Origin of the sequence: Phyllobacterium sp. 22229 (genome assembly GCF_052056495.1) — a bacterium.
GTDB lineage: Bacteria > Pseudomonadota > Alphaproteobacteria > Rhizobiales > Rhizobiaceae > Phyllobacterium > Phyllobacterium myrsinacearum.
Genome location: NZ_JBQEPA010000015.1, coordinates 64,268 through 89,792 on the forward strand (window position 1 = coordinate 64,268; position 25,525 = coordinate 89,792).

Sequence of the window (25,525 nt, forward strand, 5' to 3'; positions counted from 1 at the left end):
AAATATTTGCAACGAATTTATTGCGATACGGTACAGAAATGAAAGAGAAGTCCGCCCGCGGCCGTCCGCGCCAATATGATGCCAAGGCTGCGCTCGGTGCGGCACTGCTCGAATTCCGGCATCGCGGCTACACCGCCACATCGCTCGACCACCTGTCGGAGGCGACGAAAATGGCGCGGCCAAGCCTTTATGCCGCCTTCGGCAACAAGCGCGCCATCTATCTGCGGGCCGTAGCCCATTATGTCGATGACAGTGCCGAGCGCTGGAACCGCGCCCTCTTTGGCGAACCCTCGCTGGCAAAGGCGCTCAATGACTATTTTTTGATGATTGTTGCCATCTATTCGGAAGGTGACGACCGCCCGCTCGGCTGCCCGGTGCTCAGCGTCATCACCGGCGAGGCCACAGCCGACCCATTGATCGGCGCCGAACTGTTTGCTGCTCTCGCACGCACCGACGCGCGTTTCCGCGACCGGATCGCGGCGGCGCGCGATGACGCCCAATTGCCTGAAGCGACCGACATCGATGCCATCGCCGACATGCTTGCTGCCCTGCAGCACAGCCTTGCACAGCGCGCCCGCGCCGGGACGATCCGGGCCGACCTTGAGCGCATCGCCCGCAACAGCATCGCGCTGATCCTCAAGGCCGCAGGCGCGACCACGGCGCCGTAGGCGCCATGACGGGCCTATGCGCCCGCAGCGATCAGGCCGATTCCTTTTCGATGCTCATGTAATCGAGCGGTAGTTCCGTCGTGTACTTGATCTGCTCCATGGCAAAGGCCGAGGACACGTCGCGAATGTCGATCTTGGCGATCAGGCGCTTGTACACGGCATCATAGGCGGCAATGTCAGGCACGACGACCCGCAGGAGATAATCGACATCGCCGCTCATGCGGTAGAACTCGACCACTTCGGGAAACTCCTGCACCACTTCGGAAAAACGCTTCAGCCATTCATTGTTGTGCGCCCCGGTACGGATCGACACGAACACCGTGACACGCGTATTGACGCGGACCGGATCAAGGATGGCAACGCGGCGCTGGATCACGCCATCCTCTTCCAGTTTCTGGATACGGCGCCAGCACGGCGTCGTCGACAACCCTACCTTCTTGGCGACATCAGCCACCGCAAGCGTTGCATCCTCCTGGAGGAGGCGAAGAATTTTTCGGTCGAGTCTGTCCATGATCTCTTGTCCCTTTGGAATGGGATACTTTATGGTCCGTAATTCCCCCACCGTACAAGAAAATTATTCTAAACTTTATAAATCTGAAAAAAATTTCATCCGTAAACCTGTCAAATTAGAATCCTGACCTTCTGCCGGAGCACAGGGAGAACGTTCTGCTCGAACCAGGGATTCCGCCGCAGCCAGCCGCTGTTGCGCCAGGACGGGTGCGGCAGGGGCAGAATGGCCGGTCCGGACGCCGCATCGAAATAGTCCTGCCAGTGAAAAACCGTATCGGTCATGCTGGCGCGCCGGCGCTTTCCCAGATGGTAGGCCTGTGCATACTGGCCGATTGTCAGGATAAGCTCGACTTGGCGCATGGCGGCGAAAACCCGGTCGTGCCAGACATGGCGGCACTCCCTGCGCGGCGGCAGATCGCCGCCATGCGCATCATAGCCGGGGAAACAGAACCCCATCGGCACGATGGCAAATTTGTCCGGATCGTAAAATGCGGCGCGATCAACCCCGAGCCAGTCGCGCAGCCGGTCGCCCGAGGGATCGTTGAACGGAAGTCCGCTGTTGTGAACCCGGATACCGGGCGCCTGCCCGCAGATGACGATGCGCGCGGTCTGCGACAGCACGCAGACCGGATTGGGCTCATGCGGCAAAGGCGGCAGATAATGTGGCGCATCCCGGCACAGGCGGCACGCCTTGATCTGCGCTGCAAGGACGTCAAGCGCTGCGGCTGGCATGCTCAGCGCCTCATGCCTTGGCACTCGGGCGGCTTGAAACGGCGTCGTACCAGCGTTTCACATGGGTGACATGGCCCGGCATCTCAATCCGGGCAGGCTTGAAGAAGTCGATGGCCACGAGCCCGGTAATATCGGCGATGGAATAGTCATCGCCCGCGATGAAAGCGCTGGTCGCAAGCTGCCTGTCCAGAATATCCAGGAATGCCAGGGCCTTTGGCTTGTTTGCTTCGCCCCATGCGGGAATTTGCGGCACCTCCCATTCGATCATCGCCGGGTGGATATGGCGAAAGGCCGCGGCAACGCTGGCAAACAGGTGCAGTTCCACCCGCCGCTGCCACATTTCCACCAGCGCCTTGCCAACCGCACCCCGGCCGAACAGGGCAGGTTCGGGATAGATTTCCTCAAAATAGCGGGAGATCGCCACGGACTCGGTGATGACAGTGCCGTCATTGAGTTCAAGCACGGGCAGACGCTGCATGGGATTGAGCGCGGTCACTTCGGCCGAGCGGTGCCCCAGCGCGCCCATGTCGACAGGCACGAGCGGCACCTCGACACCCTTCTCCGCCAAAAATATGCGCACGCGCCGCGGGTTCGGCGCCCGTCCTCCATCATATAGTTTCACCAGATCTCTCCCAATTTCTGACGCACCCAGTCATAGACGCCATTGACGATATCGGCCAGCCGGTTCCGCGCTTCCGGCGGTGTTTCGATGTCCTGCTGGTGCAGTTTCCGCCAATCCTGCGGCCTGTCGAAAGAACTTTTCCACAGACCCTTTCGTTCCGTCCGCGCCTGCATTTCCGCGTCGCGGTAGCCGCCATAGGCAACGGCCTGTCCGGTCTCGACCATGGCGCGGTTGAGATCGGCATCACCTGCAAAACAGGTAGCGAGATCGCGCCTGTACTTGTCCTTCCCGCTTGTCTCACAGCGGATGAACCGGCCATCGATCAGCCTGACCAGCGCCTGCCGCGCCTCCTGCCCGCAGGCATAGCCGCCCTGCCCTTCGCCGCAACGCTGGGCAAGTTCCGGCGCATCGATCCCCTTGAGGCGGACATGCTGCCCCGTCACGACCACCGTGTCGCCATCGATGACATAGGCCCTGCCGGTTATCTCCCGCACCTCGCGCGGCACCGACAACCGCGCCGCCAACAGCGCCACCAGAGCGAAGAACACCAGCATCAGCAGATAGTCGGCCAGTTTCCTCGCCAGCGAACGCGGCGGCTGCGCGGGACGCCTCCAGCGCTGGCGGTAGCGGCCAAAACGCCCGTTCATCGCAGCCTCACATCCATGCCGGTTGATTCTCCTCGCCGATTTGGCAGATTTGAAGGTCTTTTAATCATTTATGAATAGGCTTGCGATGCAATGCTGCCGGAGTGCAGACAAAACGGCGATCTGGAACGGGGCGCATGGCATTACTCGACGCAATCAGTGCAGACAAAAACATTGTTGACCGGCGAAAACTGCCGCGCAACAAGGATTTGTCCGTTGTGGTTCGCCGTGCCCGCGACCGTCTGATGGAACATGCGGGCATCAGGCATTTCGAACGCGAACTGCTGTTCATGCATACCCGCGCGCTGATCGTCAATGCGGCGATGCTGCCGCTGTTCATCACGCTGATCGCCGTGGCCGGCGTCCTCGCCGGCTTTGGCCGGGACGTGGTGGTCTGGGCCGGCATCACGATTGGCCTCTATGTGATCCTGGGCCTTCTCGCCCGCCGGCTTGAGAAAATCGGCATCACCAATGAACAGGTCAAGAACTGGCAGATCATCTATCTCGGCGGCCACTTCCTTACCAGCATGGGCTGGGCCTATTTTTCATTTCTGAGCTGTTCCACCTGCGGTATCAGCCTGTTTCCGGTCATTCAGGCGGTCGTCCTGATCCTGGCCATGGCCATCACCGCCATCATCTGCTCCGCCCTGCGCGCCGCCATTCTCGCGGCATTCACCGTGCCGGTCATCACCTACACGATCCTCGCCACGAGCCATCTGCAGAGCCCGATACAGGCGACGATGGTTGTCATGCTGTTTGCGGGGCTGGCCTTCTTCTATCTTGTGGCGACACGGCTCAACCGCTCGGTATCCGTCTCTCTTGCCCTGCAGGCGGAGAAGGATGCCCTGATTGCCGAACTTGAAACGGCCAACGCCATGTCCGACGAAGGCCGCCGCCGCGCCGAGGAAGCCAATCTGGCCAAATCCCGCTTCCTCGCCTCCATGAGCCACGAGTTGCGCACGCCGCTCAACGCCATCCTCGGCTTTTCCGAAGTCATGGCCAAGGAAGTGCTCGGGCCCATCCAGAACAGCACCTATCGCGAATATGCCGGGGATATCCATGCCTCGGGCGTCCATCTGCTCAATCTCATCAACGAGATCCTCGATCTGAGCCGGATCGAAGCCGGCCGCTACTCCATCAATGAGGAGCCGCTGCTCCTGACCGACATCGCCGAAGAATGCATCCACATGATGGATCTGAAAGCCCGCAACAAGGGCATACGGCTGCTGCCGCAATTCGAAACCGGCATGTGGCCGATGCAAGCCGATGAGCGTTCGCTGCGGCAGATCATCCTCAACCTTCTGGCCAATGCAGTGAAATTCACTCCGCAGAACGGTCGCATCGACATCAAGGTCGGCTGGACGGCGGGTGGCGGGCAGTATGTCTCGGTGCGCGACAACGGCCCTGGCATCCCGCCGGAGGAAATCCCGGTGGTCCTGTCCGCCTTCGGACAGGGCTCCATCGCCATCAAGAACGCCGAACAGGGCACGGGCCTTGGCCTGCCCATCGTGCAGGCGCTTGTGCACATGCATGACGGCGAGTTCCACCTCTTCTCCAAATTGCGCGAAGGCACGGAAGCGCTTGCGGTTTTCCCGCGCGCGCGGGTCCTGCAAAACATGGATTCCGCACCGAAATCCGCCGCCGCCAAAAAAGTCGCCTAAAACACTCAGGTTCAATTTATTGTCATTTGCGCGTTATACGGCACCCCGCCATTGCTGGCCCATTGCAACAGGTTCACATGGGGAAGCTTTATGAACGCAAATGGAAACAACCGTCCTCTGATCATTCCGGCCCTTGGCGGGATCTACACCGGCCTCGCACAAGTCTCGGAAACCCTTCTGCGCGTCATCACAGGCGGCGCGCTTGTCGTGCACGGTTCAGGCAAGATCACCAGCCCGTTCGGCGCCGTCGACATGGTCGAGGGGCTGGGCTTTTATCCCGGCGTGTTCTGGTCGCCCTTGCTGGCGGCGACGGAGTTTTTCGGCGGCATCCTGCTGGTGCTCGGTTTGCTGACACGCCCGGCAGCCTTCGCCACCACAATCGTGCTGGCCGTGACGGTCTATTTCCACTGGATCGTGCAGGGACAGGGCTGGGCAGGGTCGGAAAAGTCCATCCTGTGGACGGCAATCCTGTTCTTCTTCGTCATCCGCGGCGCCAGCAATCATTCGGTCGACGCAAAAATCGGCAAGGAATTCTAGCCGCCATTATACCACCGGCACGCGCCTCGCGTGCCGGTGGCATCGTGCCGTTCACTCAGGCGGCAAACCGCGCGATCACCATGCAGACGGCGGTGACCGCCAGCAGACCGGCTGCGATGCGGTGGGATATCTCCGGCCTTCTGCGCAATGCACCCTGCACACCCGCAGCGGCAATGGCGGTGAATATGCCGATCCCGAGAACCGTCTCCGAGCCCGACAGCCAGCTGCCGTGGTAAAGCACCAGCAGCGTGGCGCCGCTCAGAAAGGCCACGGTTGCCGCGCCCATTTGCGGCCGGAAGAACTGCTGGCTCCCCGCACCGCCGGTGCGCGCAAGCGTAAATGTCGACCCCGCCCAAAAGATTGATGACAAGACGTGAATGGCAAGCAAAATCATCAGAAAGACTGGCATGATGAACCTCCCTGTTGGTGATTGACGCGCTTGGGTACCTTGATGGACGCGTCCGGATAGTATATAGATATCTAATCATTCGATGTCAAAGGAATATGATGGAACCCGCACACACACCCATCGGATTGCTGCTGGCGCGCGCCGCCAAAACCGCCTCCCGCGCCTTCGATGACGCTCTGGCTGCAGAGGGCGGGTCGATACCGGTCTGGCTCGTCCTGCTGGCGCTGATGCGTGGCGGGCACCGGATGCAATCGGAACTGGCCGATGAGGTCGGCATCCAGGGACCGACGCTGACGCATCATTTGAATGGCATGGAGAATGCAGGTCTTTTGCTGCGCCAGCGCGCGCCGGACAACCGGCGTATCCACCGGATCGAGCTGACCGATACCGGGCGCGCCATGTTTCATCGCCTGCGGGGTGTGGCCATGGCCTATGATGCGCGGCTGCGCTCCGGCTTTACGGAAGTGGAACTGGACACGTTGCGGAATTTGCTGGAGCGGCTGGCGGCAAAGCAGGTATCCTGACATGGACCGCTTGAGGACGCCGCACTATGGCAAACCCAAGGGTCAATCTTCATTGCCCTTTGTTTGCTGATTGTGCATTCTTGATCGCGCCCGGTTAATCTGCCCGCCGTGATCCGTAATTTCTACTATCGGGAATAGAATGCGAATACCAAGCACAACCTTAAGCATGTAATTCTATGGATTTTCCGCCACGGACAGCAAAAACGGCGCAGGTTTTTCCAGGTTGCGCTTGAACTTCGCGTACTATTGTGAATTTGTAACTCTAGATTGCATATTACGACTGTTTTCCGACTGTATTTTTCGTTTCGACTGACACCTGTATTGGGAACAATGTTTATTGGAAGTTATATTTCATGTCTTTTCACGCCGCAGTTGCGACCGTATTCGCACGTTTGACGCGCAGCTTTAGATTTCGCAACCATCTCCTGCACAGTGGATGCGCCGCCTTGCTGCTGGCCGGGTCAGGGGCGATCGCGCGGGCTGACAGCAGAATTGTCGGCATGAACGATGTGCTGCGGATCAATGCCATTGACACAGCAGAGACCGTCACGGTCAATGCCGGCGGCCAGCTGGAGATTGAAGCTGAAGGCAAAGTCAGCGACGTCATCCTGAACGGCCGTTACACCGGCGCTGTCGGCGAAATCAACAATGGGGATGGTTATGCAGTGATCAGAGCCAAGGGAGCGGCAGAAAGCGTCACCATCAACATTGGCGGCAAGCTGGACGTCGAGGCCGGAGGACAAGCAGGCGACGTTACGGTGAATAGCGGCGATGTGTCTGTCTGGGGCAAAATCGGCACGAGCACGATCTATATGGGCGGCAAGCTCGCCGTCCTGACCGGAGGCATAGCCGACAACGTCATCGTGCACCAAGGCGGCCTGCTTGAAAGCAAGGGTAAAATCAACACGGTTACGATCGGTTCGGGCGGCTTGTTGCGGGTTCTGGCCGGGGGCGTCGTCGATGACATCACCGTGCACGGCGCGGGCGGCGCGTATATCACCGGCCGGATCGGAAAGAGCAGTGTCGATGATAAGGGCGTATTGAAGATCAAGGCCAAGGGAATGGCGGGCTCCATCACGGTCAATCCGGGTGGCAGGTTGAATGTCGAGACCAGCGGCGGGGCGGGCGATGTCACGCTGACCGGCGGCGCCTCAGATACCAATGCGAGCCATGCGGTTGTCAACGGCACCGCGGGCGACATCACACTCGGCGGGAACAGCACGCTCAGCGGCACCGGTCATATCCGCAATCTGCGGGTGCTTGCGGGCGGCACGGTTTCGCCGGGCAATTCGGCCGGGACATTGCATGCGGACGGCAATGTCCATTTTGACCAGCGCAGCACCTTCAATGTCGAGCTGTCGCCAGACCTGAGCCACTCGGACCAGCTGGCCGTAACCGGCAGTGCAACTCTGCTGGGCGGGGTGGTCGAAGTTCGCATGGAAGGCGCCGGGACATTGCTGAGCCAGGAGCAGAGCGAGAACCTCTTCGACAAACACTTTATCATCCTGACGGCCGAAAAAGGTGTGACCGGGCGGTTCGACGCTGTCTTTCCGCATTATAATTACATCACGCCGTCGCTTGCCTATACCGACAAGACCGTCAGCGTGACATTTGAGCTGACAGCCCCCGCCCGTCCCGAAACGGCAGAAAAACCGGCAGTCGCATTAACACCCGAACCGGTGGAAGCTGACGGCTTGAAAGTAGATCTGCAGGAGGCCGAAATCGCCCCTGCCGAGGCAAAGACACAACCGCGCGAGGAGCAGATCAAAAACATCGTTCTTGTCGATGCGGTCACGCCGAACCAGAAAAGCACCGGCCATGCTGTCCTGCAGCTTGGCCTCGGCAACCGCCTGCTTGACACCGTGCTGTTGTCGAAGAAGGGCGACGTGCTCAACTATGACGCCCTGTCGGGTGAAGCCCATGCCAGCCTGCGCGGCGCACTGTTGCAGGATGCCGGGCTGGTCAGCGCGGCAGCGTCCGGCCGGATACGCGCCGTGCCAACCACGGCGCTGTGGGGACAGGCCTATGGCGGATGGAGCCATGGCGCCAGCGATGGCAATGCCGCAGCCTATGACCGGAACACCGGCGGGTTCGTCACCGGTGTGGATTCTCTGATCGCCGGAACATGGCGGCTGGGCGTGCTCGCCGGTTACGGGTCGACATCGCTGCACGGCGCGGGGTCGTCCACCTCCGCCGACAGCTATCAGCTTGGAGTCTATGGCGGCACGGCCATCGATGCGCTGAGCTTGAGCCTCGGCACAGTGCTGGCGCATCACGCCATCGCCACACACCGTTCGGTGACCTTCGGTACGCTTGATGAGACGGAAAGTGCCGGTTATGCCGCCAACACGGTGCACATTTTCGGCGAGGCCGCCTATCGCATCGATACGGCCTATGCCGCCTTCGAACCCTTTGCCGCGGCCGCCTATACCCGTCTGAAGACCGATGGTTTTAGCGAGACCGGCGGTATCGCTGCCCTGTCGGCGCCAGCGGCAACGACAGAACTGACCACGACGACGCTGGGGCTGCGCGCCTCGCGCGCCTTCACGCTTGGCAATGCCACCACCGTCACGGCGCGCGGCATGGCGGGCTGGCGCCATGCCTATGGCGATGTGGCACCAGAGGCGCAGTTTGCCTTTGCCAGCGGCGGCGAAAGCTTTGCCGTCAGCGGCCAGCCGATTGCCGCCGACACCGCGCTCATCGAAGCCGGACTTGCCTTCGATGTCGGCAAAGCCACCACCATCGGCCTCACCTATACCGGCGCGTTTTCCGCCCGCGCCAGCGACAATGCCGTCAAGGCCGATTTGACGATAAGGTTCTGAGGCGGGAGCCGAATATCGGCTGTCAATCCCGGTTGCTGACACCCGCCTGGTCGAATGTCGCCATGCCGCTGTGGCAGAGCGCCGCCGCCTTGACGATCCCCGCCGCCAGCGCCGCGCCCGTCCCCTCGCCCAGCCGCATGCCAAGGTCGAGCAGCGGCTTCTTGCCCAGCTTTTCCAGAACCTTGCGATGGCCGGGTTCCGCCGAGACATGCCCGAACAGGCAGTGATCGATTGCTTCCGGGTTGGCCGCATGCAGGATCGCAGCGGCCGAGGTGGCGACATAGCCATCGATGATGACGGGGATTCGTTCCGCACGCGTCGCCAGGATGGCACCGGCCATCGCCGCGATTTCGCGCCCGCCCAGACGGCGCAGCACTTCCAGCGGGTCCTTCAGGTGCGCGCCATGCAGCGCCACCGCCGTGCGCACCGCTTCGGCCTTGCGCTTCATGCCGTCCGTGGTCGCGCCCGTGCCGGGTCCGACCCATTCCTCCGCCGTTCCACCATAGAGCGCATGGAAAATCGCCGCTGCAATGGTGGTGTTGCCAATGCCCATCTCGCCGATGCACAGAAGGTCCGTACCACCCGCGATGGATTCCATGCCGAAGGCCATGGTGGCGGCACAGGTCTTTTCGTCCATGGCCGCTTCTTCGGTGATGTCGGCGGTGGGATACTCCAGCGCCAGATCAAAAATTTTCAGGCCGAGATCATTGGCAATGCAGATCTGGTTGATTGCGGCACCGCCCGCCGCGAAATTTTCCACCATCTGCGCCGTCACCGACGACGGATAGGGCGAAACGCCCTTGGCGGTCACGCCATGATTGCCGGCAAAAACCGCCACCAGCGGCCGCGTCACCTGTGGACGCGAACGGCCGGTCCATGCGGCCAGCCACTCGACGATCTCTTCCATGCGGCCCAGCGCGCCCGGCGGCTTGGTCAGCGTCGAATCGCGCTTGCGCACGGCAGCGACAGCCGCCTCGTCCGGTCCGGGCAGGGTTTCGATGAGGGTGCGAAAATCGTCAAATGGCAGGCCAGTGGTCATGATATTCCTTGCAACCAAGTCTTCATGGCAAATTATCGATGCACGTCCTATAAGCTTTGGCAGACAAAACGCAAAGGCCATCGGGCGGCATTGAATGTCGCGCCCCCGGCCGCTGGCTTTGCTGAACGGGAACAGGTCATGGAACTGGTGAAGGAAACAATGCGGGCGCTGGCCTTTCTGTCGCGCTGGCCCGTCTCGCCGCAATGGTTCGAGAATTATCAGGGGTCACTGCACGACACCGTGCGCGGCTTTCCGCTGGCCGGGGTGCTGATTGCCCTGCCCGCCGCGGTGGTCATCCTTGTCGGACACACCCTCGACCTGCCGGAATTCGTCACCGCGCTGCTGCTGGTCACCGTCTCGATCATGGTCACCGGCGCGCTGCACGAGGACGGCCTTGCCGACGTTGCCGACGGCTTCTATGGCGGGAAAACCAGCGCACGGCGGCTGGAGATCATGAAGGATTCGGCCATCGGCTCCTATGGCACGCTCGCGCTGATCCTCTCCGTGCTTCTGCGCGTTGCCTTCTATATGGATATTCTCAGCGATCTCAGCCCCCTTGCCTCCATCGCCGTTCTGGTGGCAACGGAGGCAGCCAGCCGGGCCATCCTGGTCAAATTCTGGCAGATGCTCCCCTCCGCCCGCTCCGGCGGCGTTGCCGATAGCGCGGGCACGCCGACCGAAGACGCCGCCAATTTCAGCCTGATCATCGGCGGGGTCATTCTCGTGATCGGCTATGGCGCAGCCGGCGGAGCTTTTGCCGTGATTGTTCCCGCCTGCCTGGCCGGATTGGTGTTTTATGGTTTTGCAGCCCTCTGCCGCGACAAGATCGGCGGGCAGACCGGCGATACATTGGGCGCCATGCAGCAACTGGCAACGATTTCGCTTTTGCTCGGGCTTGTGATTGCGGTCTAACTGTACCAAATCTGGGATATGAGCACCATCGAGTCACCCTGCATCCTCGTCTGCGCCATCGACATGAAGACCGGCTATTGTTTCGGCTGCGGGCGCACGCGCGAGGAGATAGGCGCATGGCTGACGATGACGCCGGATGACCGCCGGACTGTCATGGCCGGCCTTGCCGCCCGTCTCGACAGCATCGAACGCCGCCCGCGCCGCGAAACCCGGCGCACCCGCATGGCCCGCGAAAAGGAGGGTGGCATCTGATGCCCCGCCTGTTCTGGATCATCATCGCCCTCATCGCCGGAACGACCCTGCTTCTCATCGCCAACACTGGCAGCGGCACGACGCTGGGGCTGGCCAATGACCAGTTCGCCCGCCTTGCCTATATGAGCATCTGGGGCATCGTGATTGCCGCGGGCCTGCTCGGGTCCGGCATTCCGCTCAGCCATTTCCTGCGCAATATGGCCATGTGGCTGGTTATCCTGATGGCCCTGGTTGCCGGTTACCAGTATCGCTATGAACTGCAGGACATCGGCCACCGCGTCACGGCGGGGCTCGTTCCCGGCAGCCCGGTTTCCGCAAGGGACGGCGATGGCGGCGTGACAGTGACGCTGGCCAAGGCGGAAAACGGCCATTTCGAGGTCAAGGGCTCGGTCAACAGCGCGTCTGTCAGCTTCATGGTTGATACCGGCGCGTCGTCCATCGTGCTCTCCTATGACGATGCGCGGCGGGCGGGCCTTAATCCGGACAAGCTGGCCTACAGGACGCCGATCATGACGGCGAACGGTTCTGCCACCGCTGCCATCGTCATGCTGGACGAAATCCGCATTGGCGCCATCGTGCGGCGCAACATCCGTGCCATGGTCGCGCAGGAGGGCCGCATGGACGGCAGCCTGCTCGGCATGAATTTCCTCAACACCCTCAGCGGTTTTTCCGTGCGCGGCGATCGCCTGATCCTGTCGGAATAGAACGCAATCAGGCGGCCTGATCAGCCGATCCGGCCTGCACGGCCGCATAGGCACGGCGGATGACGCCGCTGTCCGCATCCGGCCTGTTGGCTTCCGTCGACAGAATCTGGCGCCAGCGCCGCGCACCGGCCGCGCCGTGAAACATGCCGACCATGTGGCGGGCTATATGCGAGACGCGTCCGCCCTGCCGCACATGCGCGTCCGCATAGGCGCACATATGGTCGATGATCGCATCGACGGGTGCCGCCGGACGGGTATCGCCATAAATCGCCCTGTCGACGTCGGCGAGCAGCATGGGATTGTTGTAGGCGGCGCGGCCGAGCATGACCCCATCCACATGATTCAAATGATGAAGCGCTTCATCGAGCGTCTGAATGCCGCCATTGATCCCGATGAATTGACTCGGGTTTTGCCGCTTGAGCCGGTAGACGCGGTCATAATCCAGCGGCGGAGTATCCCGGTTCTCCTTCGGTGAAAGCCCCTTGAGCCAAGCCTTGCGTGCATGCACCCACAGGGCGTCCGCACCGGCCGCGAACACGCCGCCAGCCAGATCGTCGAGCGCCGGTTCGATATCCTGATCATCGACACCGATGCGGCATTTGACCGTCACGGGAATGGATACCGACCGCTTCATCGCCGCGACGCAGTCGGCCACCAGACCGGGCGTCTTCATCAGGCAGGCACCGAAGGTGCCGGACTGCACGCGGTCCGATGGACAGCCGACATTCAGGTTGATCTCGCGGTAGCCAAAGGCTTCCCCCACCCGCGCCGCCTCGGCGAGCTTGGCCGGATCGGAGCCGCCGAGCTGCAGGGCAACGGGATGCTCAGCGCTGGAAAAGCCCAGCAGGCGGTCACGGTTGCCGTGGATGGCCGCATCCGCGACGATCATTTCGGTGTAGAGCAAGGCATGACGCGTGAACTGGCGGTGCAGCGTCCGGCAATGGCGATCAGTCCAATCGATCATCGGCGCAACCGCAAAGCGGTTGTGCGTGTAGCCATTGTTCTGTTCAGCCATCATTGCCACGTCCGCATGCTCTCGATTGGTTGTCTGGTCTGCCAGCGCAATTCACGATTGCGCGGCGTGGCGGTCAAAGGGGCGGGATTTTCGCCGCCGCCGCCACGGTTTGCGCCGCCTCTCATAATGCCCGGCAGCCGTTTTGTCCACCGGAGCACGGCTTTCGCACAGCAGCGCCAGCAACCGGCATCGCAATCTTAGTAGCGTGATAAAACCGCAACAAGGTCTATCGAACCGCCGGTTCGGCATTTTTTCAGTTTTACACCGCCGTAAAAAACGGCCTAAAACAGATTTATCGATTTGGATGGAGGTTCTCGATGAACATCAAAGGTTTTCTTCTTGGCTCAGCAGCAGCATTGATTGCCGTTACTGGCGCCCGCGCAGCGGATGCTATCGTCGTGGCAGAGCCGGAACCAGTTGAGTATGTTCGCGTCTGCGATGCTTATGGCAAGGGCTTCTTCTACATCCCCGGCACTGAAACCTGCCTGAAGATTGGCGGTTATCTGCGTTACGACGTTGGCGCAGGCGACAACGTCTACAGCGGTGGCGAGTTCGGCACCTGGAACAAGCATCTGCGCACCGAAATCCGCTTCGATGCCCGTTCGGAAACCGAACTCGGCACATTGCGCTCCTACATCCAGACCCGTTTCGAATACACCAATGGCGTGAACAGCGGCGGCACCATTCCGCAGGCCTTCATCGAGCTTGGCGGCTTCCGCATCGGTGTTGCCGATGAAATCTTCGGCTCGTGGACCAATTATGCCGGCAACATCATCAATGACGATGTGATCAACTACAACAGCTGGGCAAGCAATCAGGTCAGCTATACCTATGCTGCGGGCAATGGCTTGTCGCTGATCGTCGCCGCCGAACAGGGTTCGACCAATGACGGCTATTCCGGCTATGTCATCGACAGCTACCTGCCGCACCTGATGGGCGGTGTGAAGTTCGAGCAGGGCTGGGGCGGCGTCAGTGCCATCGGCGGTTATGACTCCAATGTGGAAGAATTCGCCGGCAAGCTGCGCTTTGACCTCAAGTTCACCGACACGTTCTCGGCTTTCGTCATGGGCGGCTATCAGTCCGGCTACGACACCACACGCGTCAACCGCAACTTCCTTGCGCCATGGCATGGTGACTGGGCTGCCTGGGGCGGACTGGCCGCCAAGGTTTCCGACAAGGCAACCGTCAATGGCCTCGTGGGCTACGAATCGGAAGGCACCGTCGCTGCGGCTTTGAACGTTGCCTACGAACTCGTCCCCGGCTTCACGATCACGCCGGAAGTGAACTACACCAAGTTTGACGGCGACCGGAAGGACACCTCGCTGGCCAATGGCGGCAAGGATGATGCTTTCGGCGGCACGATCCGCTTCCAGCGCAATTTCTAAGGCGGCTGAAGAATAGAAAAACCGGGGGCTTGCCCCCGGTTTTTGCTTTTCTCGGTGAGTCTTGTTCAGATCTGCTCGGAAACGGCGGCAAATGCCGATGATTTCCTCAGCACAGCGACGAAGGCGCTGCCCGCAACGGCAACCTCGCCCGAATTGTCGATCATGACCGCATCGGAGGGATCGCACGGATTGGGTGCTGCCCGCATCAGCCGGCGCTTGATTTCCTCGGCATCCTCGCGGCCGCGCGCGGCCAGACGCTGCGCCAGAACCTCGGGCGACGCGGTAATGTGCACGACGATGAAGTTGGCATAGGACTGGCGCAAGGCGGGCAGCACGCCGCGCGACACATTGGCAATGGCCACTGCGCCCTGTTCCACCTTCTGATCCACCGAGACGGGCAAGCCATAGCGCAAACCATGCGCTTCCCAGCAATGGCAGAACGCCCCTGCCCGCTGCGCAGCCAGAAACTCTTCCTCACCCAGGCTGTCATGGTCTTCCGCATCGACCGTTGACGGCCGTGTCACCACGCGGCGCACGAAATGAAAATCCGGCTGACCGCGCAGCGCGTCGCGGGCAAAATCCATGATCGTGTCCTTGCCTGCGCCGCTCGGGCCGACAACGGCGACAAACACGCCGTTGCGCAACGGCGCCGATGCCGGGTTGAGTGCGCGCTCGATCGTTGCCGCTGCCATCAGACCACCCGGCGGCCTTCGCGCCACACCGTGCGGACGACCGGAATGTGCTCGTCAACGCGGACCCGCACCAGATCGGCGCGCTTGCCGATTTCGATGACGCCACGGTCGTCAAAACCAACCGCCTCGGCCGGGTTCTTGGTCACCAGCCGCACCGCATCCGGCAGGGTAATCCCCTCGACCACGTCGCTCAGGAAGAATGTCGACTGGATCAGGCTGAACGGAATGTAGTCGGAAGACAGGATGTCGAGGTGGCCATGTTCGACCAGCTCGCGCGCCGAGACATTGCCGGAATGCGAACCGCCGCGCACGACATTCGGCGCGCCCATCAGCACGGCAAGGCCCGCCTGCTTGGAGGCAGCCGCCGCTTCCAGCGTCGTCGGGAATTCCGCCACGTGGATGCCCTGCTCTACAGCCTCGTCCACATGGGCTGTCGTCGCGTCGTCATGGCTGGCGAGCACGATGCCGCGCTCGCGGCACAATTCGGAAATGGCTTTCCGGTGAGGTGCGGAATGGCGCGCCGATTCCTCCATGCGCTGTTCGCAGAACACGTTGAACTCGAGATCGGACAGCTTCAGCTTGCGCTGGTAGTAATAGGCATAGGTTTCCAGGTCGACGAACTGGCGCTGGCCCGGCGCATGATCCATCAGCGAGGCCAGCCGCACCCGGCTGTCATTGTCGAAGAATTTGAAGCCATCGAGACAATCGGCCACCGACACTTCGCAGCGCAGGTGGAAATAGTGATCGGCGCGCAGGCGATCCTGCTGCACGCTGTCTTCGATCGCGTCGGCCAGCTTGCGGATTTCTTCGGCGGACATATCAGCATCGCGGTCGAGACCGATGCGCAGCGCATCGAGCACCGTGGTGATGCCCGACGTGGCGATCTGGGCGTCATGGGCGAGAACCGCGGCAATCGGGTTCCAGCGCACGCGCGGACGCGGCGCATAATGGCCTTCCAGATGGTCCGTGTGCAGCTCGACAAGTCCCGGAATGAGATAGTCACCGTCAAAATCTTCACCGCCCGCTGCGGTCCCCGTCGAGATATCGGCAATCTTGCCGTCACGGATCAGCACGGACCCCTTGATGACGTCATTTTCGAGCACGATTTGCGCGTTGTTCAGGATCAATTCGGCGGACATGATCAGGCAGTCTTTCTTCTGTTGGTTCCGGCCAGCGGATGCAGCGAGTGAATTTCAAAGGGGAAGCCCGGCTCGGCTTCCGTAAACAAAGCGAGATTGTTGATTTCGACTGGCTCTTCGAGGACTGGCTCCAAGAATTCACTCAGAATACGTTCGATTTTGGGCCGGTCACGCTCGGGAACCGGACCAGTCAGGGTCATGTGGAAGCGAAAGTCCTCGAAAACATAGGGATAGCCCCATTGCTCCAGATTGCGGCGCTGGGCCGGCGACAGGTTTTCCGGGTTGCGGCGCTTGATTTCGGCTTCGCTCGGCGGCGCACGAAACCGGTCGAAAGCCACCGTCACGTCATTGGCCAGCTGGTTCAGCTTCTCCAGCGGTTCTTCGGGCACGAGGGCAAAAAAACCGTCAAGATTGGCGATGGTCAACTTGGGGATTTCCACCGGCTCGATCGAGGAGGCAAAATGCATGAGCGCCGAAAGAAGCTCGCGCTCTTCGATCCTCTCAGCCAGATGGAACGGCGCCTTCAGCGTTGCGTGAAAACCGTAGCGGCGCGCCGACTCCGTGAGCTGGGCAAAATCCTCATGCGCCAGATCGCGGATCTGCGGCGGCCGTACCGGCTGGCCGGTAAAGGCGTTGCGGCCAAGCCAGTTTGCAGCCACCTTCAATAGCGGGTCGGCCGATGGCGGCGTGAAATAGATTGCATAGCGCATGGATGATTCCTCTGGAACAGTCTCGCGTTACGCTTCAAATATGACAAGCCTTTGAACGTCGAGATTGAGAGCAAGTTTTATTTATTCGGAGCCATTCTGCCGGGTGAATAAAACTTGCTCTAATGTTGGTTCTTTCCGGTCAAACGCGAGCGCAGCGCATTCGATATGCCGTCAAAGATGAATATCACGACGAGGATCAGGACAACCATATAGGCAACATTGTGCCAGTTGGTGTTGGTGCGCATCGCTTCCCACAATTTCAGGCCGATGCCGCCCGCCCCCATGGCACCGATGATGGTGGCCGAGCGGGTGTTGGATTCCCAGAAATACAGCGCCTGGCTGGCAAAAACCGGCAATACCTGCGGCAGGACACCGTAGCGCTGCACATTGGCCGGCGACGCGCCGACGGATTTGACGCCCTCGCGCTGCTTGTCATCGATGTTTTCAAGTGTTTCCGAATAGACCTTGCCGAGCGTGCCGGTGTCGGTGAAGAAGATCGCCGAGATACCGGCGAGCGGTCCGGGACCGAAAGCGCGGGTGAAGAACAGCGCCCAGATCAGCATATCAACCGAACGCAGGAAGTCGAAGAAGCGCTTGGTGATCTGGTTGGCGAAGACATTCGGCGTGATGTTGCGCGCGGCTATGAAGGCCAGCGGAAACGACAGCAGCGATGCCATCAGCGTGCCCATGAAGGCCATGACGATGGTCTGCAACAGTTTTGTCCAGACATCGCCGTGCTGCCATGAGGAGTTGAACCAGATATTATCGAAGGCAAGCGATGCATTCGACATTTCGGGCTTGATGCGCTCGCCGCTGACGATCAGCGAGGCCACCTCGCCGAAGGATTTCCCCCAGAACGGCGAACTCGTATCGAAGACGAAATTCGCCCAGCCGAGGAACCGGCGGCTCACCACGACCCGCTGCGGAATGATGTCGGCCTGCCCGGCAAAGCCGAAACTCACCGTCACCTGGTCTTCCTTGAGGGTTGCCCAGCCCGGCAGCGGCCCCTGCGGCTTGGCGCCGTCTGCCGCCAGCAGCACCGTCAGGGTCTCGCCGCCCCGCGTGGCGATGACGCGCTGATCGTTGATGTCGAGCTTCTTGTCCGAACCGAAGAGGATGGCGACATTGTTGCCGTCCTTCACCACCCAGCTCGGGTTCGGATTGTCGCCCAGCTCGGAGAACCGGGGATAGCTGACGGTCGCGCCCGTCGGCCCCGGCCGAACCGTGGTCTTGATGGCATAGGACACCCAGTCGCGGGCATAGAGTTCGGCACGTTGCCACTGGCCGCTGGCAAGCACGGTGCCGATGGAAAAGAACCACCAGCAATAAAACACATAGGCCACGATGCCCGCCGCAATCAGCACAGGCATGAAACGGCGCCAGAACGGCGGGTTGAAAACGGCGGGATACCGGGTTTCGAAATCGGCAATGGTGTCGGCTGTGATAGCGCTCATGATAATATCCTAACCACCGGCAGTGAAGGCCTGCTCGCCAACGAGGCGGCGGCGCAGCCATGCGGAAAACTGATCCACGGCAATGATGGTGACGAACAGGAGCAGGATGATCGCCAGCGTCTTGGCCTGGTGACCGCGCCCGATGGACAGGCGCAGCTCCTCGCCGATACCACCGCCGCCAACGGCGCCGATGATGGTCGAGGCGCGCACATTGATCTCAAGCCGCAGCAGCGCATAGGACATGAAATTCGGCATGACCTGCGGCACGATGCCGAAGCCGACGCGCTCGAACCAGTTGGCGCCGACAGCGCGCAATCCCTCATCCGCCTTCATGTCGGCATTCTCGACGACTTCGAAGAACAGTTTGCCGAGCGCACCGATCGTGTGGATGCCGACGGCGAACATGGCTGGAATTGGCCCGAGCGACAGGATGGCGGCGAAGAAGCCGGCAATGACGATTTCCGGAAAGGCGCGCAGGATTTCCATATAACGGCGCGCGGCAAACCGGATGAAGCGGTTCTTCACGAGATTCTTGGCCGCCAGAAAGCAGATCATGAAGCCGAAGATGAAACCGGCGAGTGTCGCCAAAATCGCAATATTGAGCGTTTCCAGCATCTTGTAGAAATATTCGGGCATATAGAAGCTGCCGAAGAGATAGACCCGCCCTTCCGGGTAGTCGTACTTCAGGCTTCCGTCGAAATAGGGCGACGGCAGGTCGAACATGGCGCGCCAGACTTCCCATCCGTCGCGCGGGATCAGATCCCCGGCAAAATCGAAGAGATGCGGCAAACGGTCGAAAAACTTGCCTGCATTGGATTCATTGGCAAACCACAGCGACCCGGCAATCGTCACCAGCAGCCCTATGGCGATGATCCAGCTATAGGCACGGCGGCGGCCGGCAAGCTCCTGCCAGTGCCGTTCGATCTGGATGCCGTCGGACGACAACTCAGGGGAAGCGGTTCTGCTCATTGCACACGTCCTTCAAGGTGCCCGCAAACAAAATCACGGCCAGATCCGCAGAACTGGCCGTGATGATGCGTGACAGGCTTATCCGCCGATCTGCGCTTTGCGGGCGTCGATGATGGGCTGATAGAACTGGGTGTTGACCTCAGTATAGCTCTTGAAATCGCCGCCCATGGTGGCTGCGAAGCAGGCAGGATCGCTCTTCGGCAGGTCGAGCATGAAGGCCTTGAACTTGTTCTTCAGGTCGGCATCCAGCGAGGTGCGGATAACGATCGGGCCGTTCGGGATCAGCGGCGACTTCCAGAGTTCAACGAAATCCTTCATGTCGATCAGGCCCTTGTCGACCATCTTGCGCAGATTGCCTGACGTGTAGCCTTCATCGAAGGAACCGACGCCGGAGCCGAATGTCGTGCCGGCATCGAACTTGCCGTCCTTGACGGCGAGAACGAGGTTTTCATGGCCGCCGCCAAAACCGGTTTCGGAAAAATACTCCTTGACCGAGGTCTTGATGTCTTTCGGCAGCGAAGTCACCGGAATGAGGTAGCCGGACGTGGAATCCGGATCGGCAAAGCCGAGCTTCTTGCCCTTCATGTCGGCCAGCGTCTTGATGCCGCTGTCCTTGCGGGCAACCATGATCGAGTAGTAACCGGTCGCGCCATCGGTCTGGACGGTGGTCAGGATCGGCTCGACAGCCTTCGGATTGGTCAGATAGATTTTGGCAAAGCCAGAAGCGCCCAGTTCCGCATAGTCGAGGGTGCCGCCGAGCAGGCCCTGGATGACGCCATCATAATCCGTCGCCGGGAACAGTTTGACGTCCTTGACGCCGAGAACCTTTGGCAGCTTGTCGACGATGCACTGGTAGTTGCGCAGACGGTCTGCTTCGTTTTCGCCGCCGATGATACCGACGCGAAAGGTTTCAAGGTTTTCGGCACGAGCCATCGAGCCTGCAAACATGGCGCTGATTGCAATCGCACCCATAAGGGCTTTCTTAAGCAACATGACTATCTCTCCTGTCAAAGCTTCCAGAGTTTTTTATGTGGACTTGGGCCCGTTACGTGGGCAAGCCGATCCATTTGCTCTGCATTTTCCGGCCTGATGGCCGGAAAATGCTCAACGCGCGGCCAAAATGGCCTCTAATTCGGGGATGGGTGTCGGCGCATGGCGCGCAATGCTTGTCGATGTGATAGCTTCCGAGAAAGCATCCTTCAGGCCATCAGCACCATAGATGCGGCGGGCGGCAGCCTCGGTCAGATCGTCGGGTGTCCCGTCAAAAACCACCTTGCCGCCCTGCATGCCGATGATGCGCTCGCAGAAATGCCGCGCCGTATCGAGCGTATGCAGGTTGGTGATGACGGTAAGACCCTCTTTCTCATTGATATCACGCAAGGATTCCATCACCACCTGCGCATTGCGCGGATCAAGCGAGGCGATGGGTTCGTCGGCGAGAATGACTTTGGGGTTCTGCATCAGCGCCCGGGCGATGGCGACCCGCTGCTGCTGTCCGCCGGAGAGCGTTCCGGCCCGCTGCAGGGCGGTTTTGGCAATATCGAGCCGCTCAAGGGCGGCGATTGCCATGGCACGTTCTTCGCGTGAGAATATGCCGAGAAGGCTTTTGATGGTGGACCGGTGGTTCAGGCGTCCAAGGAGGACATTGGTCAGGACATCGAGGCGGGGAACAAGGTTGAACTGCTGAAAGATCATCGCGCAATCGCGTTGCCAGTTTCGCAGCGCCGAGCCGTTGAGCTTGGCCACATCCTTGCCGTCGAAAATGATCGACCCTTCCGAAGGGTCGATCAGGCGGTTGATCATGCGCAGCAGCGTCGACTTGCCGGCACCCGAGCGACCGATGACTCCGACCATCTGCCCCTGCGGGATTTCAACATTGACATTGTCGATGGCAATATTGCTGCCAAAGCGACGTGTCACGTTTTCAATCTTCAGCATAGGCCAATCCTTGTTGGTATTGCCCTGTCCTAAAGCCCTAGTGTGAAGGTGCGATGGCACTTTTGTTGCACTTACATGACAATTGTTGACAGCAGAAATCAGCCTGAATGTTTTTCGAGAAATGCCTCGATATCGAGGGCGCGAAAATCATCCAGAGCACCACGCAGGCGTGCATGATCCCAGTCCCACCATGCCAGTGTTTGCAGGCGTTCTGCCGTGTTTTTGTCGAAACGGTCGCGGATCTTGCGGGCGGGTACACCGCCGACAATCGTATAGGGATCAACATCGCGTGAAACGACCGCCCCTGCCCCGATCACCGCGCCATTGCCGACGGTAACACCGGGCAAAACCGTTGCGCCATGGCCGATCCAGACGTCATGGCCGATACGCACCTGATTGGTGCGGCGCCATTCAAAAAATGACTCCTCCGGACCCGCATCGTCCCAGTAGTCACCGGCACGATAGGTGAAGTGATGCAGCGTTGCCCGCCATGTCGGATGGTTGGTCGCGTTGATGCGCACGCTCGCCGCTATATTGGCGAACTTGCCGATCGTGGCGCACCAGACGGCACCGTCCTGCATGATGTAGGAATAGTCGTCGAGTTTCGTCTCGCTGATCCGGCAGCGCTCGGAAATCTCCGTATAGCGGCCGAGTTCGCTGTCCTCGACGTGCGCAGTCGCGTGAATGAGCGGTGTTGGGGAAAGCCGGGTCATGCCGCCTCGCTCTGCACGGCAAATGCAGTCACATCGATGATGCGGTCGGCCACGGCCTCGCGCACATCCTCGTCGTGGAAAATCCCGAGCATGGCGATCCCCGCCGCCTTCTTGCCGCGGATCATCGAAACGACCACTTCGCGGTTTTTGGCATCGAGCGAAGCGGTGGGCTCGTCCAGAAGCAGGATCGGGTGATCGGTGATGAAACCGCGCGCAATGTTGACGCGCTGCTGTTCACCGCCGGAGAAGGTGGCAGGCGGCAGCGACCAGAGGCGTTCTGGCAGATTGAGCCCGGCAAGCAGGGCCGCGGCCTTGTCGCGGGCTTCGGTGCGGTCGATGCCGCGCGCCACCAGCGGTTCGGCGACCACATCGAGCGCCGACACGCGCGGCACGGTGCGCAGGAACTGGCTGACATAGCCGATCATGTCGCGGCGCACGCCGAGAACCGTACGCGGATCGGCGGTGGCAAGATCGACCAGCCGGTCGCCATAGGGCACGATGATCTGGCCGTGATCCACGGCATAATTGCCATAGACCATTTTGAGGATCGAGCTTTTGCCCGCTCCGGACGGACCGCCGAGAACGGCGCATTCACCCGCCTTGATGGAAAACGAGACATTCGCCACCACGGGCAGACGGATACCGTCGCGCAGATGCATGGTGAAGCTCTTGGCGACATCGGAAACAACGAGAGGTGTTGGCATGATGCTAGACCTGCAGAATGGAGGAAACGAGAAGCTGGGTGTAAGGCGCCTGCGGATCGTCAAGCACCCGGTCGGTCAGACCGGTTTCAACGATATGGCCGTCCTTCATCACCATCATCCGGTGCGAGAGCAGCCGGGCGACGGCGAGATCGTGGGTGACGACGATGGCCGCAAGCCCGAGATCGCTCACCAGCCCGCGCAACAGATCAAGTAGACGCGCCTGCACCGACACGTCGAGACCGCCGGTCGGCTCATCCATGAACACGAGCCGGGGATTGGTGACGAGGTTGCGCGCAATCTGCAGGCGCTGGCGCATGCCGCCGGAAAAGGCGCGCGGCTGGTCATCGATGCGGTCGGAGGCGATTTCCACCCGGCCCAGCCAATCCGTCGCCGTCGCACGGATATTGCCATAATGCCGGTCGCCGATGGCCATCAGCCGCTCGCCAACATTGGCGCCGGCGGAAACGGTCATCCGCAACCCATCGGCCGGATTCTGATGCACGAAACCCCAGTCGGTGCGCATGAGAAAGCGGCGTTCCGCCTCGCTCAAGCGGTAGAGATCGCGGAACTGGCCGTCGCGCATGCGGTACTCCACCGAACCGGCCGATGGGGCAAGACGCGTGGCCAGGCAGTTGAGCAAGGTGGTCTTGCCCGATCCGGATTCGCCGACAATCGCCAGCACTTCGCCCGGCCACAGCTCGAACGAGACATTCTGGCAGCCGATGCGGCTGCCGTAGAATTTCGAAAGGTCCCTGACCTTCAAAAGGGGTGTATCGCTCATGATTATTCCGCTGCCTCCGCAGTATCTGCCGCCAGTGCACCGCGGTGCCCCTTGGCCTGCCGGTCTTCACAAAAATCCGTATCCGAACAGACGAACATGCTGCCGCCCTTGTCATCGAGAATGACCTCGTCCAGATAGCTGCCCTTCGCCCCGCACAGGGCACACGGCTGGGAAAATGTCTGGATTTCAAAGGGATGATCCTCGAAATCGAGGCTGACGACTTCCGTATGGGGCGGAACCGCATAGATGCGCTTTTCGCGCCCTGCCCCGAAAAGCTGCAATGCCGGGGACATATGCATCTTCGGATTGTCGAACTTCGGCGTCGGCGACGGGTCCATCACATAGCGGCCCTCGACCTTTACCGGATAGGCATAGGTGGTGGCGATATGGCCGTGGCGGGCAATGTCCTCATAGAGCTTGACATGCATCAGGCCATATTCTTCGAGCGCATGCATCTTGCGGGTTTCGGTCTCGCGCGGCTCCAGGAACCGCAGCGGCTCGGGGATCGGCACCTGATAGACGAGGATTTGTCCCGCCTGCAGCTGCGCTTCGGGAATGCGGTGGCGCGTCTGGATGATCGTTGCTTCAGCCGTTTTCGTGGTCACGCGGACATTGGCGACTTTCTGGAAGAAAGCCCGGATCGACACGGCATTGGTCGTGTCATCGGCACCCTGATCTATCACCTTCAACGTATCGTCCGGCCCAAGAACGGCGGCGGTCACCTGCACGCCGCCGGTGCCCCAGCCATAGGGCATTGGCATTTCGCGCGAGGCGAACGGCACCTGATATCCCGGAATGGCAATGGCTTTCAGGATGGCGCGGCGGATCATCCGCTTGGTCTGTTCATCCAGATAGGCAAAATTATAGGTCGCTAGATCGGTCATTCTGCTGCCTCTTTGGTTTCGACGCCGGCGAGCCGGTTGCGCTCATGTTCAGCGCGCATGCGCCGGATGAGATCGAGTTCGGCCTGGAAATCCACATAGTGCGGCAATTTCAGGTGCTCGACGAAGCCCGTCGACTGCACGTTGTCACTGTGGGAAATGACGAATTCCTCGTCCTGCGCGGTGGCGGTGATGTCTTCGCCCAGCTCCCTTGCCCGCAGGGCACGGTCGCACAGCGACATCGACATCGCCTTGCGCTCGCTCTGGCCGAACACCAGGCCGTAGCCGCGGGTGAACTGCGGCGGCTGCTTTGCCGATCCCTTGAACTGGTTGACCATCTGGCATTCCGTCACCCGGATGGTGCCGAGCGTCAGCGGGAAATCCAGCTCCGCGACTTCAAGTTCAACCTCGACCTCGCCGATGCGGATTTCACCGACGAAGGGATGGCTGCGGGCATAACCGCGCTGGGTCGAATAGGCGAGCCCCAGCAGAAAACCTTCATCGCCGCGTGCCAGCGCCTGCAGGCGCAGATCGCGCTCCAGCGGGAAGGTCAGCGGTTCGCGGGTCAAATCCCCGGCGACTGCGCCTTCCGGCAGCTCGCCATCTTCCTCGATCATGCCGTCATGGCCGAGAATATCGGTAACCCGCGGCGTGAAAACCTCCGGCTCATCACGCTGGCCGGGTGTTTCAATCGGTGCATCCACGGCAAGCTCAGGATCGAGCAGGCGGTGGGTGTAATCGAATGTCGGGCCCAGAAGCTGCCCGCCGGGAAGATCCTTGAACGTGGCGGAAATGCGCCGTTCGATCTGCATCTGCGCCGTTTCCAGCGCCTTGGTATAGCCGAAACGGGGCAATGTGGTCCGGTAGGCACGCACCAGGAAGATCGCCTCGATCAGATCGCCGCGCGCCTGCTTGATGGCGAGCGCCGCCAGTTCCGGATCGTAAAGCGAGCCCTCGGCCATGACCCGGTCGACGGCGAGCGACAGCTGCTCGACAATCTGGTCGAGCTGGACGGGCGCAACATCCCGGTCGCCGCGGCGCCGGTCGGCCAGAAGCTTGTGCGCATTGCGAATGGCGGCTTCACCGCCCTTGACTGCAACATACATGG

28 protein-coding genes are annotated in these 25,525 nt (G+C 60.8%); 9 read left to right on the forward strand and 19 right to left on the reverse strand.

Annotated elements, in window-relative coordinates; genetic code table 11:
• The first annotated feature begins 38 nt into the window (after positions 1 to 38).
• Positions 39 to 668 (forward strand): TetR/AcrR family transcriptional regulator, encoded by a 630-nt coding sequence (locus ACTJJ7_RS18465; RefSeq protein WP_440968421.1) that lies wholly within the window; start codon positions 39 to 41, stop codon positions 666 to 668.
• Between the two features lie 31 nt (positions 669 to 699).
• Here ACTJJ7_RS18465 and ACTJJ7_RS18470 read toward each other — a convergent pair whose 3' ends face one another.
• The 4 genes from ACTJJ7_RS18470 to ACTJJ7_RS18485 form a co-directional block, all read right to left on the reverse strand.
• Positions 700 to 1,179: an Lrp/AsnC family transcriptional regulator gene (locus tag ACTJJ7_RS18470; RefSeq protein ID WP_105732368.1), complete on the reverse strand. Its 480-nt coding sequence runs from the start codon at positions 1,177 to 1,179 to the stop codon at positions 700 to 702.
• Positions 1,180 to 1,289: 110 nt separating this feature from the next.
• Complete coding sequence (locus tag ACTJJ7_RS18475; protein WP_105732367.1) at positions 1,290 to 1,910, reverse strand: uracil-DNA glycosylase family protein; 621 nt, start codon at positions 1,908 to 1,910, stop codon at positions 1,290 to 1,292.
• A gap of 10 nt (positions 1,911 to 1,920) precedes the next feature.
• Positions 1,921 to 2,532, reverse strand: a complete 612-nt coding sequence (locus ACTJJ7_RS18480; RefSeq protein WP_440968422.1) for a glutathione S-transferase family protein — start codon at positions 2,530 to 2,532, stop codon at positions 1,921 to 1,923.
• Positions 2,529 to 3,179: a thermonuclease family protein gene (locus ACTJJ7_RS18485; RefSeq protein ID WP_440968423.1), complete on the reverse strand. Its 651-nt coding sequence runs from the start codon at positions 3,177 to 3,179 to the stop codon at positions 2,529 to 2,531. Before ACTJJ7_RS18485 ends, ACTJJ7_RS18480 begins: the two co-directional genes overlap by 4 nt.
• 134 nt (positions 3,180 to 3,313) lie before the next feature.
• Here ACTJJ7_RS18485 and ACTJJ7_RS18490 point away from each other — a divergent pair, with 134 nt between their 5' ends.
• Entirely contained in the window at positions 3,314 to 4,837 is a 1,524-nt protein-coding gene (locus tag ACTJJ7_RS18490) for a sensor histidine kinase (protein WP_105732364.1), read from the forward strand.
• Between the two features lie 90 nt (positions 4,838 to 4,927).
• Positions 4,928 to 5,374, forward strand: coding sequence for a DoxX family protein (locus tag ACTJJ7_RS18495; protein ID WP_440968424.1), 447 nt, complete (start codon positions 4,928 to 4,930; stop codon positions 5,372 to 5,374).
• 55 nt (positions 5,375 to 5,429) lie between these two features.
• Here the strand turns inward: ACTJJ7_RS18495 and ACTJJ7_RS18500 are convergent, their stop codons facing one another.
• Positions 5,430 to 5,783, reverse strand: coding sequence for a hypothetical protein (locus tag ACTJJ7_RS18500; RefSeq protein ID WP_440968425.1), 354 nt, complete (start codon positions 5,781 to 5,783; stop codon positions 5,430 to 5,432).
• Positions 5,784 to 5,878: 95 nt separating this feature from the next.
• Between ACTJJ7_RS18500 and ACTJJ7_RS18505 the strand changes: the two genes are divergently transcribed.
• Positions 5,879 to 6,307, forward strand: coding sequence for a MarR family winged helix-turn-helix transcriptional regulator (locus tag ACTJJ7_RS18505; protein WP_440968426.1), 429 nt, complete (start codon positions 5,879 to 5,881; stop codon positions 6,305 to 6,307).
• A gap of 500 nt (positions 6,308 to 6,807) precedes the next feature.
• Positions 6,808 to 9,129, forward strand: coding sequence for an autotransporter domain-containing protein (locus tag ACTJJ7_RS18510; protein WP_440968427.1), 2,322 nt, complete (start codon positions 6,808 to 6,810; stop codon positions 9,127 to 9,129).
• 22 nt (positions 9,130 to 9,151) lie between these two features.
• Here the strand turns inward: ACTJJ7_RS18510 and cobT are convergent, their stop codons facing one another.
• Positions 9,152 to 10,171, reverse strand: a complete 1,020-nt coding sequence (gene cobT / locus ACTJJ7_RS18515; protein WP_105732359.1) for a nicotinate-nucleotide--dimethylbenzimidazole phosphoribosyltransferase — start codon at positions 10,169 to 10,171, stop codon at positions 9,152 to 9,154.
• A 21-nt stretch (positions 10,172 to 10,192) separates the two neighbouring features.
• On the opposite strand from cobT, the gene ACTJJ7_RS18520 reads away from it, so the two are divergent.
• The 3 genes from ACTJJ7_RS18520 to ACTJJ7_RS18530 are packed head-to-tail and all read left to right on the forward strand — an operon-like array spanning position 10,193 to position 12,036.
• Positions 10,193 to 11,080 carry an adenosylcobinamide-GDP ribazoletransferase gene (locus tag ACTJJ7_RS18520; protein WP_440968428.1) on the forward strand — a complete coding sequence of 296 codons (888 nt, stop codon included), beginning with the start codon at positions 10,193 to 10,195 and terminating at the stop codon, positions 11,078 to 11,080.
• An 18-nt stretch (positions 11,081 to 11,098) separates the two neighbouring features.
• Positions 11,099 to 11,332 carry a DUF1289 domain-containing protein gene (locus ACTJJ7_RS18525; protein ID WP_440968429.1) on the forward strand — a complete coding sequence of 78 codons (234 nt, stop codon included), beginning with the start codon at positions 11,099 to 11,101 and terminating at the stop codon, positions 11,330 to 11,332.
• Positions 11,332 to 12,036 carry a retropepsin-like aspartic protease family protein gene (locus ACTJJ7_RS18530; RefSeq protein WP_440968430.1) on the forward strand — a complete coding sequence of 235 codons (705 nt, stop codon included), beginning with the start codon at positions 11,332 to 11,334 and terminating at the stop codon, positions 12,034 to 12,036. Before ACTJJ7_RS18525 ends, ACTJJ7_RS18530 begins: the two co-directional genes overlap by 1 nt.
• Before the next feature lie 7 nt (positions 12,037 to 12,043).
• On the opposite strand, the gene dusA is transcribed toward ACTJJ7_RS18530, so the two are convergent.
• Positions 12,044 to 13,054 carry a tRNA dihydrouridine(20/20a) synthase DusA gene (gene dusA, locus ACTJJ7_RS18535; protein ID WP_440968431.1) on the reverse strand — a complete coding sequence of 337 codons (1,011 nt, stop codon included), beginning with the start codon at positions 13,052 to 13,054 and terminating at the stop codon, positions 12,044 to 12,046.
• A gap of 314 nt (positions 13,055 to 13,368) precedes the next feature.
• On the opposite strand from dusA, the gene ACTJJ7_RS18540 reads away from it, so the two are divergent.
• A complete protein-coding gene (locus ACTJJ7_RS18540; protein ID WP_440968432.1) occupies positions 13,369 to 14,436 on the forward strand; it encodes a porin in 1,068 nt (355 codons plus the stop codon).
• Between the two features lie 65 nt (positions 14,437 to 14,501).
• On the opposite strand, the gene phnN is transcribed toward ACTJJ7_RS18540, so the two are convergent.
• The 12 genes from phnN to ACTJJ7_RS18600 form a co-directional block, all read right to left on the reverse strand.
• On the reverse strand, positions 14,502 to 15,131 hold the full coding sequence (phnN, locus tag ACTJJ7_RS18545) for a phosphonate metabolism protein/1,5-bisphosphokinase (PRPP-forming) PhnN (protein ID WP_105733084.1): 630 nt from the start codon (positions 15,129 to 15,131) through the stop codon (positions 14,502 to 14,504).
• On the reverse strand, positions 15,128 to 16,267 hold the full coding sequence (locus ACTJJ7_RS18550) for an alpha-D-ribose 1-methylphosphonate 5-triphosphate diphosphatase (RefSeq protein WP_105732353.1): 1,140 nt from the start codon (positions 16,265 to 16,267) through the stop codon (positions 15,128 to 15,130). Before ACTJJ7_RS18550 ends, phnN begins: the two co-directional genes overlap by 4 nt.
• 2 nt (positions 16,268 to 16,269) lie before the next feature.
• Positions 16,270 to 16,977: a DUF1045 domain-containing protein gene (locus ACTJJ7_RS18555; RefSeq protein WP_440968433.1), complete on the reverse strand. Its 708-nt coding sequence runs from the start codon at positions 16,975 to 16,977 to the stop codon at positions 16,270 to 16,272.
• Between the two features lie 119 nt (positions 16,978 to 17,096).
• The gene (gene phnE / locus ACTJJ7_RS18560; RefSeq protein ID WP_440968434.1) at positions 17,097 to 18,431 is read right to left on the reverse strand and encodes a phosphonate ABC transporter, permease protein PhnE; all 1,335 of its coding nucleotides are present in this window, start codon (positions 18,429 to 18,431) and stop codon (positions 17,097 to 17,099) included.
• A 9-nt stretch (positions 18,432 to 18,440) separates the two neighbouring features.
• Positions 18,441 to 19,400 (reverse strand): phosphonate ABC transporter, permease protein PhnE, encoded by a 960-nt coding sequence (gene phnE / locus ACTJJ7_RS18565; RefSeq protein WP_105732350.1) that lies wholly within the window; start codon positions 19,398 to 19,400, stop codon positions 18,441 to 18,443.
• Positions 19,401 to 19,478: 78 nt separating this feature from the next.
• Complete coding sequence (gene phnD / locus ACTJJ7_RS18570; RefSeq protein WP_105733083.1) at positions 19,479 to 20,390, reverse strand: phosphonate ABC transporter substrate-binding protein; 912 nt, start codon at positions 20,388 to 20,390, stop codon at positions 19,479 to 19,481.
• A 114-nt stretch (positions 20,391 to 20,504) separates the two neighbouring features.
• Complete coding sequence (gene phnC, locus ACTJJ7_RS18575) at positions 20,505 to 21,338, reverse strand: phosphonate ABC transporter ATP-binding protein (protein WP_130270207.1); 834 nt, start codon at positions 21,336 to 21,338, stop codon at positions 20,505 to 20,507.
• 98 nt (positions 21,339 to 21,436) lie between these two features.
• Complete coding sequence (locus ACTJJ7_RS18580) at positions 21,437 to 22,051, reverse strand: DapH/DapD/GlmU-related protein (RefSeq protein WP_105732348.1); 615 nt, start codon at positions 22,049 to 22,051, stop codon at positions 21,437 to 21,439.
• On the reverse strand, positions 22,048 to 22,755 hold the full coding sequence (gene phnL, locus ACTJJ7_RS18585) for a phosphonate C-P lyase system protein PhnL (protein ID WP_130270203.1): 708 nt from the start codon (positions 22,753 to 22,755) through the stop codon (positions 22,048 to 22,050). The genes ACTJJ7_RS18580 and phnL overlap by 4 nt, the downstream gene beginning before the upstream one ends.
• Positions 22,756 to 22,759: 4 nt before the next feature.
• A complete protein-coding gene (phnK, locus tag ACTJJ7_RS18590) occupies positions 22,760 to 23,536 on the reverse strand; it encodes a phosphonate C-P lyase system protein PhnK (protein WP_105732346.1) in 777 nt (258 codons plus the stop codon).
• 2 nt (positions 23,537 to 23,538) lie between these two features.
• The gene (locus ACTJJ7_RS18595) at positions 23,539 to 24,420 is read right to left on the reverse strand and encodes an alpha-D-ribose 1-methylphosphonate 5-phosphate C-P-lyase PhnJ (protein ID WP_105732345.1); all 882 of its coding nucleotides are present in this window, start codon (positions 24,418 to 24,420) and stop codon (positions 23,539 to 23,541) included.
• Complete coding sequence (locus tag ACTJJ7_RS18600; protein WP_105732344.1) at positions 24,417 to 25,523, reverse strand: carbon-phosphorus lyase complex subunit PhnI; 1,107 nt, start codon at positions 25,521 to 25,523, stop codon at positions 24,417 to 24,419. Before ACTJJ7_RS18600 ends, ACTJJ7_RS18595 begins: the two co-directional genes overlap by 4 nt.
• Positions 25,524 to 25,525: the final 2 nt, after the last annotated feature.